Source organism: Azospirillum sp. P4_B5, assembly GCF_056402275.1.
On the sequence record NZ_JBFUHT010000026.1, the window covers coordinates 85723 to 94795 of the forward strand.

Here is a 9073-nt window from a genome sequence, read left to right on the forward strand (position 1 = left end):
GCAGTCAGTCTCGCTTCTGCCTTTTGTACAAATCGATGAGCGCCTCGCGGACCGGCGCCGGAAGGCGCGCGGGACGTCCGGCCCGGTTACCGGCCAAATTGATCATCGCCAGCTGAATCACCGCCCGCGCGAGGTCACGGCCGTCGCGACGGGCAAGTTGTGCAACTGCGAAGGAGGCACCGCCGGTATCGGTGATTCGCGTCACCACTTCAAGCGTATCCTCGAGCTTTGCGGGAGCGACAAAATCGATCTCCGCCCGTCGTACCGCAAATGACACACCGTCGCTTTCGGCCAGCCCGGCGTTGGTGAATCCGGTCAGCCGCAGCATCTCGGTGCGCGCCCGCTCGAAGAAGCGCAGGTAGTTGGCGTGATAGACCAGACCCCCGGCGTCCGTGTCCTCGTAGTAGACCCGCAAGCGCAGCCTGTGCTGCGCGTTCTCGTCAAACCAGCCCGAGAGATTCGCCGTCCCGGCCGCGTCAGGCATCGCCGTCCTCCGGGTCCGGGTTGGCCTCCGACAGCCGGTCCAGCAGATCGAACTGCCGCGTCGGCGCCGCGGGCGGGTTCAGGCCCAGATAGCGGAAGCCCTGGTCGGTCAGCATGCGCCCGCGCGGGGTCCGCTGCAGGAAGCCCTGCTGGATCAGGTAGGGCTCCACCACCTCCTCCAGCACGTCGCGCTGCTCGCCGAGTGCGGCGCCCAACGTGTCCACGCCCACCGGGCCGCCGTTGTAGTTGTTGGCGATGATGCCGAGATAGCGCCGGTCCATGCTGTCGAGGCCGAGCCGGTCGACCTCCAGCCGGGTCAGGGCGGCGTCGGCGATGCGCGCGTCCACCTCCGGCACGCCGGCGACCGAGGCGAAGTCGCGCACCCGGCGCAGCAGCCGCCCCGACACGCGCGGCGTCCCGCGCGACCGGTTGGCGATCTCCCGCGCCCCTTCCGGGGTGATGAGCATGTTGAACACGGCCGCGGCGCGGCGGACGATCAGCTCCAGCTCGTCCGGCTCGTAGAATTGCAGCCGCACGGGAATGCCGAACCGCTCGCGCAGGGGGCGCGTGATCAGGCCGGAACGCGTGGTGGCGCCGACCAGCGTGAAGGGTGGCAGGTCGATCCGGATGGACCGCGCCGACGGGCCTTCGCCGATGATGAGGTCGAGCTGGAAATCCTCCATCGCGGGATAGAGCACCTCCTCCACGGCGGGATTAAGGCGATGAATCTCGTCGATGAAGAGGACGTCGTGCGGCTGCAGGTTGGTCAGCAGCGCGGCGAGGTCGCCGGCCCGCGCGATGACCGGGCCGGAGGTGGCGCGGAAGCCCACCCCCAGCTCGCGCGAGACGATCTGGGCCAGCGTCGTCTTGCCCAGGCCCGGCGGCCCGAACAGCAGCACATGGTCCAGGGCCTCCCCGCGCGAGCGGGCGGCCTGGATGAAGATCGACAGGTTCTCGCGCGCCTGCCGCTGGCCGATGAACTCGGCAAGCGAGAGCGGGCGGATCGAGGCTTCGCCGGAGTCGCCGGCGCCCCGCCCCGGCTGCACCAGCCGGTCGGGATCGGAGCCGTTCTGGTCGGCGGTCATTGGCTGAGTTCCTTGAGGCCATGGCGGATCAGCTCCGACACGCCGGCCCCGTCGCCCAGCTTGCGCCCGGCGGCCACGACGGCGCCGAACGCCTCCGACCGCCCGTAGCCGAGGTTGACGAGGGCCGAGACGGCGTCCGCCATGACCATGTTGTCGGGGCCGCCCGCCGCCGGCGCCGCCTTGCCGCCCGCCGCCGGAGCGGCGGAGGCCGAGGCGCCGAGGGTGAGGTTGCCCACCTTGTCCTTCAACTCGTTGACGATTCGCGCGGCCACCTTCGGCCCCACGCCGTCGGCGCGGGTCAGCGCCGTCTTGTCCTGCGCGGCGATGGCGCGGGTGAGCTGGTCGGGATCGAGCACGCCGAGAATCGACAGGGCAAGGCGCGAGCCGACGCCCTGGATGGTGGTCAGCAGCCGGAACCAGTCGCGCTCGCCGGCATCGGCGAAGCCGTAGAGGGTGATCCGGTCGTCACGGATGAAGGTCTCGACGACCAGCGCCCGCCGTTCCCCCACCGCCATGCGCGACAGCGTGCGGTTGGAGCAGGCGACCTGATAGCCGACCCCGTTGACGTCCACCACCACCCAGTCGGTCCCGACCGAATCCACGACACCGGTGAGCTTGGCGATCATGGAAGTGACTCCCTACCGGACGGTTGGCGCCGCAGAATGGTTGTTTCGTCGAGACGGGCCTTGATCGTTTCAAGGACCCCGTCCAGGTTCTCGTTCAAGTCGTTGTTCCAGAAGCGGAGCACGCGGAAACCCGCCTGCTCCAGCATGCGGGTCCGGCGCTGATCCTGTTCGACGCGATCCGCATGCTGTCCACCGTCCAGTTCGATGACCAGACGATGGTCGTGGGCCACGAAATCCACCGTAAATCCCAATATCGGCTCCTGACGGCGGAATTTTGCCCCCATCTGGGCGTTCCGCAGCCGCTGCCACAGCAACTTTTCGACGTCCGTGGAATCACGCCGCAACTGACGCGCCCGAACGGTCTGAACCTCGGACGGCTTCTTTTGCGCCAGGACTCCCCACTCCCCCTCTCCCCCCCGGGGAGAGGGTTGGGGTGAGGGGGGAACGCCGCCGATTTTGCCGCGCGCCAGAAGTTGCCCCCCCTCACCCTGCCCTCTCCCCGGGGGGGAGAGGGGAGAGGTCGGCGTCCAGGACAGAAGGGACTGCCGGTGATGCGCGTGGCAGATCGCCACGGCCAGCGCGTCCGCGGCGTCCGGCGTGGTGATGGCGCAGCCGGGAAGCAGCAGACGCACCATGGCCTGCACCTGCGTCTTGTCGGCCCGCCCCTGTCCAACCACGGCCTTCTTCACCATGTTGTTGGCGTATTCCGCCACCGACAGCCCGGCCAGCGCCGGGACCAGCAGGGCCACCGCCCGCGCCTGCCCCAGCTTCAACGTGGAGACCGCGTTGTTGTTGACGAAGGTCTCCTCCACCGCCGCCTCGTCGGGGCGGTAGCGCTCCAGCACCTCGGTCAGCGCCTCGTGGAGCTGGCACAGCCGTTCGGCCAGCGGACGGCCGTCGTCGGAATGGACGGCGCCGTCCGCCACATGGGTCAGCCGGTTGCCGGACACGTCGATGACGCCCCAGCCGGTGTGGCGGAGGCCGGGGTCCAGCCCCAACAGGCGTACGAGCGGCTGTTGCGCCGCCCCGCTCCTTCCGGCCTGCCCAAGCACCCCGGTTTCCTCCGCTCCGCGCCCTGAACTCAGGCCGTCAGCTTCTGCATCAGCTCGTCGGAGATGTCGAAGTTGCCTTCGACGGTCTGGACGTCGTCGTTGTCCTCCAGCACGTCCAGCAGCTTCATCAGGCTGGCCGCGGCGTCCTCGGACGGGGCGACGGTGTTCAGCGGCTTCCAGGTCAGGCGCGCGCTCTCCGCGCCGCCGAACTTGGCCTCCAGCGCGTCGCGCACGATCGCGAAATTCTCCACCGTGGTGGTGACCTCGTGACCGTTCTCGTCGGACGCCACGTCCTCCGCGCCGGCTTCCAGAGCCACCTCGAACACGGCGTCCGCGGCCGCGGCCGCGGCCGGGTAGTAGATCGCGCCGACGCGGCTGAACATGAAGCTGACCGAGTTCGTCTCGCCCAGCGAGCCGCCGTACTTGGTGAAGGCGGAGCGCACTTCCGACGCCGTGCGGTTGCGGTTGTCGGTCAGCGCCTCGACGATCAGCGCGACGCCGCCGGGGCCGTAGCCCTCGTACCGCACCTCGTCGTAGTTCGCGTCGTCGCCACCGCCGGGCGTGCCCTGCTTGATCGCGCGGTCGATGCGGTCGCGCGGCATGTTCTGCACGCGGGCCGCGGTGATCGCGGCGCGCAGGCGCGGGTTGGCCGCCGGGTCCGGGAGGCCGCCCTTGGCCGCCACGGTGATCTCGCGGGCGAGCTTGTTGAAGATCTTCGACCGCTTGGCGTCCTGCGCGCCTTTGCGGTGCATGATGTTCTTGAATTGGCTATGACCGGCCATGCGTCGAACGAGCCCCAGATGGATTCAAAGAGACAAGGTCTTGTGAAACAGCTTGGAAAGCGGTGGGACACATGTACCAGCCTTTGTGCGCCACCGCACGCCTTCGGCGCCGGAGACGACACCTACCCATATAGAAAGTCAATATGGCAGTATTGGGGCGCCCCTTTTGCGCCCTGCGGGCCCCGAGCCGGTGATGTCGCTCAGCCCCGCACCGGCACGGACTGGCTCAGCCGGCCGCCCAGCCGCAGCGGCTGGATGCTGGTGGCGAGGCCGGTGCGGTCGTCCGTCTCGACGTAGCAGCCGCAGACGGTGCCCTCGCCTTCCGCCGGGCTCAGCCGCTCCGTCGGCAGCTTGCGGATGATCTTGGCCATGGCGACCTCCTTCTTCATGCCGATGGCGCTGTCGTAGTCGCCGCACATGCCGGCGTCGGTCAGATAGGCCGTACCGCCCTTCATCACCACATGGTCCGCCGTCGGAACGTGGCTGTGCGTGCCGACCACCAGCGAGGCGCGGCCATCGCAGAAATGGCCCATGATCATCTTCTCGCTGGTCGCCTCGCCGTGGACGTCGACCAGGATGGCGTCGGCGCCGTTGGGGCCCAGCCGATGGGCGCGCAGCACCCGGTCCACCGCGGCGAAGGGGTCGTCCATCGGGTCCATGAACAGGCGCAGCATCACGTTCATGACCAGCACCTTGCGCCCGCCCCGCGCCTGCAGCAGCACGAAGCCGCGCCCCGGCGTTCCTTCCGGATAGTTCAGCGGGCGGATGATGCGCGGCTGCTGGTCGATCGCCGCGACCAACTCCTTCTGGTCCCAGCTGTGGTTGCCCAGCGTCACCACGTCCACGCCGGCCGCGAAGAACTCCTCGGCGATCTTCACCGTGATGCCGAAGCCGCCGGCGGCGTTCTCGCCGTTCACCACGGTCAGGTCGGGGTCGAGCCGGTCGCGCAACATCGGCATGTGCGCGATCACCGCGTCGCGTCCCGACCGCCCCACCACGTCGCCCAGAAACAAAAGCCGCATCGTCCCCAACCTTCAGTGCGTAAAGCGGAGCGTCTCGCGCTCCGTCAGAATCCAATCGAGCCGCTCGTCGTGCGCCCCGTGGGGCACCGCGTCGATCTCCTGTGCGGCGAAGGCCATCCCGACCGCCAGGACGGGACGGATCGCGCGCAGGGCGTCCAGCGTCCGGTCGTAATAGCCGGCGCCGTAACCCAGCCGATGCCCGCTGCGGTCGAAGGCCAGCATCGGCACCAGAAGCACCGCCGGCACCACCTCGAACCGGTCGGCGCCCGGCTCCTGGATGCCGTAGCGGCCGGCGGCCAGCGGCAGCGCCGGGTCCCAGTCACGGAAGGTCAACGCCTGCCCGCGCGGTCCGGACACCGGAAGCGCGATGGAGCGCCCGCCCGTCCTAAGATGGAGCAGCAGAGGCCGCACGTCGAGTTCCGAACCGAGCGGCCAATAACCGGCAACCGGTCCGTCGGCGATGAACCCCGGCCGAACCAACTCCTCCAGGAAGCGGTCGCGCAGAGCATCCGCGGCAAAAGCGCGCATCTGGTCGTCGCTGAGGGAATCGCGCCGGGCGCGGGCCTGGGCTCGGGCGGCGTCCTTGGCCGCGCGCGGGTCGGTCATCGTCGCCTGGAAACGTCGGGGAAAATCACGGGAGAGGCGGAAGGTGCCGCCTTGGCCGTTGGCATTGCTTATCCTCCATGACCTGCAGAGCAGGTGGGCGCCGTGTACCCGGACCACGGTCCGGACAGGGACAGCTCCCGAGAGTCTAAGATTATCGGCCCTGGGGATTATTGCGACCTGACGAACCAGGCAGCGACCTTCCAAGAACTAACTTAGGCGCGCTCGAGCCGCGCGGCAACCTCTTCGATGCGCAAAGCGACATTGTCCACGGCGGCGGCCACCTCGGCCTCGTTCACGGTGGACAGAGGGGCGAGGCCGCGGCCCGCCATCACGTCCTGCATCTCGTCGGCCATGACGATGGCGGTCAGGATGAGCATCTGCGCCTCCGACCCGGATTTTCCGCCGCCGGTCACCTGCTTCAGCTTGGCGTCCACGAAGGCGGCCAGTTCACGCAGGCGCGATTCCTGCCCATCCTCGCAGAAGACGCGGTAGGCGCGCCCGTTCACCTCGAATTCCACCTGGGCCATGGCTCAATTCTCCAGAACCGCTTCGAGACGGCCGATCGCCGCCTCCAGACGCTTCGACACGGTTTCCGCATTCTCCTGGGCGCGCGCCTGTTCGATGCGGGCCTCGCGGAGGGACTCGCTCAGTTCCTGCTCGCGCTTAGCCACCCGTTCCTCGCGGGCGCACGCGGCATGCTCCAGACGATCCACGGACTTGGAGAGGCGGTCGAGCGCGGCTTTCAGGGAATCCATGGGCGGGGAACCTTGACGGACGGATGGACGGCGAACGGGGCAGCAGTTCGCACATGCATAATTCGCACATGCATAAAATGCCGAGCGCTACAGTTGGGCCGACCACCCCACGCCGTCAACCGGAATTACGCCGCGGATTGCGGTGGAGACGGCGCCCCCAAAATGCGTGGAAAGCCGGGCCGCCATCCCCATTCCCGTGTTGACCTGCGCACATGGCTTCTGCATGGTGCGCGCGTCCTGCGGGAACCCCTGGTTTCCCGCCCAATCGGTGTTGCCCGACCCCGTTCGGCCCGCTCCGTTCGCTGCCCGCCTGCCCACGGGAACATTCTTCAGGAACCCTGCCCGATGTCCGCTGCTTCCGCTGCCACCCCGCCCGCCCCCATCACCACCATGGCGAACGCCATCCGCGCGCTGTCCATGGACGCGGTGGAGGCCGCGAAGTCCGGCCACCCCGGCATGCCAATGGGCATGGCCGACGTGGCCACGGTGCTGTTCACGCGCTTCCTGAAGTTCAATCCGAAGCAGCCGGCCTGGGCCGACCGCGACCGCTTCATCCTGTCGGCCGGCCACGGCTCGATGCTGATCTACTCGCTGGGCTACCTGACCGGCTATGAGCGGATGACCATCGACGAGCTGAAGCGCTTCCGCCAGCTCGGCAGCCTGACGCCGGGCCATCCCGAGGTCGATCCGTCGCTCGGCATCGAGATGACCACCGGTCCGCTGGGCCAGGGCGTGTCCACCGCCGTCGGCTTCGCCCTGGCGGAGCGCATCACCAACGCCCGCTTCGGCGACGACCTGATCAACCACTACACCTACGTCATCGCCTCGGACGGCGACCTGATGGAGGGCGTCAGCCACGAGGCCTGCTCGCTGGCCGGCCATCTCGGGCTGAACCGCCTGATCGTGCTGTGGGACGACAACCACATCTCCATCGACGGCTCGACCGACCTCAGCTTCACCGACGACACGCCGGCCCGCTTCCGCTCCTACGGCTGGAACACGGCGACCGTCGACGGCCACGACCCGGAGGCCGTCGCCAAAGCCATCGAGGCCGCTCAGGATTCCGACAAGCCGACGCTGATCGCCTGCCGCACCATCATCGGCAAGGGCGCCCCGAACAAGGCCAACACCCACGGCTGCCACGGCTCGCCGCTGGGCGCCGACGAGGTGGCCGCCACCCGCGAGAATCTCGGCTGGCCGCACGAAGCCTTCGTCGTCCCGCAGGACGTTCTGGACGCCTGGCGCGCCGCCGGCACCCGCGCCGACGCCGCCTACGCCGACTGGGCGCAGCGCGTCGCGGCGCTCGACCCCTCCGCCCGCAAGGCGTTCGAGGCGGCGATGGGCCACGGCGTCCCCGCCGGCCTCGACGAGATCATCGGCGCCTTCAAGAAGAAGCTGTCCGAGGACAAGCCGAGCTGGGCGACCCGCGTCGCCTCGGGCAATGTGCTCGACGTCCTGGTCCCGGCGGTGCCGGAGATGGTCGGCGGTTCCGCCGACCTGACCCCGTCGAACAACACCAAGGCGAAGAACACCGCCGACGTGAAGGGCCGCGGCGAGTTCAACGGCCGCTACGTCCGCTACGGCGTGCGCGAGCACGGCATGGCCACCGTCATGAACGGCATGGCGCTGCACGGCGGCGTCATCCCCTACGGCGGCACCTTCATGCAGTTCGCCGATTACTGCCGCCCGTCGATCCGTCTCGCCGCGCTGATGAAGCAGCGCTCGATCTTCGTGATGACCCACGACTCGATCGGCCTCGGCGAGGACGGCCCGACCCACCAGCCGGTGGAGCATCTGGCCGCGTTGCGCGCCATCCCCAACCTGCTGACCCTGCGCCCGGCCGACGCCGTGGAGACCGCGGAGTGCTGGCAGATCGCGCTGGAGCGCGTCAACGGCCCGTCCGTCCTGGCGCTGACCCGCCAGAACGTGCCGACCCTGCGCACCGAGCACGCGGCGGAGAACCGCTCCGCCCGCGGCGGCTACGTGATCCTGGAGGCCGAGGGCGAGCGCAAGGTGACGCTGCTCGCCACCGGTTCGGAAGTCTCGCTGGCCGCCGAGGCCCGCAAGGCGCTCCAGGCCGAGGGCATCGGCGCCGCCGTGGTGTCGATCCCGAGCTTCGAGCTGTTCGAGGCGCAGGACGACGCCTACAAGGCTTCCGTGCTCGGCAGCGGCGTCCGCGTCGCGGTCGAGGCCGCCGTCCGTCAGGGCTGGGACCGCTGGCTCGGCTATCCGGGCGCCACGGCCACCGCCTTCGTCGGCATGAACGGCTTCGGCGAGTCGGCTCCTTATCAGGAACTCTACAAGCACTTCGGCATTACCGCCGAGGCCGTGGTCGCCGCGGCGAAGGCGCGCCTGTAAAAGAGCGAGCGTTCGCGGGATCGGGCTCCGGGCCGACGGTCCGGGGCTGACAATTGCCGCCCCGGACCACACATCCGGGGCCGGGAGTTACCGCCCCAAGCCGTATGGTTCGGGGTCGGGGAATGCCAGACTGGAGGAAAAACAATGGCTGTTCGGGTAGCGATCAACGGTTTTGGCCGCATCGGCCGTCTGGTTCTGCGGGCCATCTACGAGAGCGGCCGCAACGACGTGGAGGTCGTGGCGATCAACGACCTGGCCGACCTCAAGGCCAACGCCCACCTGCTGAAGTACGACAGCGTCCACG

At 68.9% G+C, this 9073-nt stretch carries 11 protein-coding genes, 1 other RNA gene and 1 pseudogene; 2 read left to right on the forward strand and 11 right to left on the reverse strand.

Going from position 1 to position 9073, the window contains the following annotated elements; genetic code table 11:
- Positions 1 to 4 precede the first annotated feature (4 nt).
- The 11 genes and pseudogenes from ybgC to AC1DVI_RS20160 all read right to left on the reverse strand — a co-directional run bounded on the left by ybgC (position 5) and on the right by AC1DVI_RS20160 (position 6411).
- Complete coding sequence (gene ybgC / locus AC1DVI_RS20110; RefSeq protein ID WP_454018629.1) at positions 5 to 484, reverse strand: tol-pal system-associated acyl-CoA thioesterase; 480 nt, start codon at positions 482 to 484, stop codon at positions 5 to 7.
- Complete coding sequence (ruvB, locus tag AC1DVI_RS20115) at positions 477 to 1568, reverse strand: Holliday junction branch migration DNA helicase RuvB (RefSeq protein ID WP_476959484.1); 1092 nt, start codon at positions 1566 to 1568, stop codon at positions 477 to 479. The genes ybgC and ruvB overlap by 8 nt, the downstream gene beginning before the upstream one ends.
- A complete protein-coding gene (ruvA, locus tag AC1DVI_RS20120; RefSeq protein WP_137138859.1) occupies positions 1565 to 2194 on the reverse strand; it encodes a Holliday junction branch migration protein RuvA in 630 nt (209 codons plus the stop codon). Before ruvA ends, ruvB begins: the two co-directional genes overlap by 4 nt.
- The gene (locus AC1DVI_RS20125) at positions 2191 to 2730 is read right to left on the reverse strand and encodes an endonuclease domain-containing protein (protein WP_476959488.1); all 540 of its coding nucleotides are present in this window, start codon (positions 2728 to 2730) and stop codon (positions 2191 to 2193) included. The genes ruvA and AC1DVI_RS20125 overlap by 4 nt, the downstream gene beginning before the upstream one ends.
- Positions 2725 to 3246 (reverse strand): annotated as a pseudogene (gene ruvC, locus AC1DVI_RS20130) (crossover junction endodeoxyribonuclease RuvC); the annotation flags it as partial. The gene AC1DVI_RS20125 and the pseudogene ruvC, both read right to left, overlap by 6 nt.
- A gap of 29 nt (positions 3247 to 3275) precedes the next feature.
- Positions 3276 to 4028 (reverse strand): YebC/PmpR family DNA-binding transcriptional regulator, encoded by a 753-nt coding sequence (locus tag AC1DVI_RS20135; protein ID WP_014240508.1) that lies wholly within the window; start codon positions 4026 to 4028, stop codon positions 3276 to 3278.
- Positions 4029 to 4228: 200 nt separating this feature from the next.
- Entirely contained in the window at positions 4229 to 5050 is an 822-nt protein-coding gene (locus AC1DVI_RS20140) for a TIGR00282 family metallophosphoesterase (RefSeq protein WP_476959485.1), read from the reverse strand.
- Positions 5051 to 5062: 12 nt separating this feature from the next.
- A complete protein-coding gene (locus AC1DVI_RS20145) occupies positions 5063 to 5656 on the reverse strand; it encodes a 5-formyltetrahydrofolate cyclo-ligase (RefSeq protein WP_476959486.1) in 594 nt (197 codons plus the stop codon).
- Between the two features lie 39 nt (positions 5657 to 5695).
- Positions 5696 to 5855: non-coding RNA, 6S RNA (gene ssrS / locus AC1DVI_RS20150), on the reverse strand.
- A gap of 13 nt (positions 5856 to 5868) precedes the next feature.
- Positions 5869 to 6183 (reverse strand): cell division protein ZapA, encoded by a 315-nt coding sequence (locus AC1DVI_RS20155; protein WP_149163357.1) that lies wholly within the window; start codon positions 6181 to 6183, stop codon positions 5869 to 5871.
- 3 nt (positions 6184 to 6186) lie between these two features.
- Positions 6187 to 6411: a hypothetical protein gene (locus tag AC1DVI_RS20160; RefSeq protein ID WP_145626108.1), complete on the reverse strand. Its 225-nt coding sequence runs from the start codon at positions 6409 to 6411 to the stop codon at positions 6187 to 6189.
- A gap of 345 nt (positions 6412 to 6756) precedes the next feature.
- Here AC1DVI_RS20160 and tkt point away from each other — a divergent pair, with 345 nt between their 5' ends.
- Both tkt and AC1DVI_RS20170 read left to right on the forward strand, forming a co-directional pair.
- Entirely contained in the window at positions 6757 to 8769 is a 2013-nt protein-coding gene (gene tkt / locus AC1DVI_RS20165) for a transketolase (protein ID WP_476959487.1), read from the forward strand.
- A gap of 144 nt (positions 8770 to 8913) precedes the next feature.
- A partial coding sequence (locus AC1DVI_RS20170) for a glyceraldehyde 3-phosphate dehydrogenase NAD-binding domain-containing protein (RefSeq protein ID WP_476959489.1) occupies positions 8914 to 9073 on the forward strand: 160 nt, incomplete at its 3' end.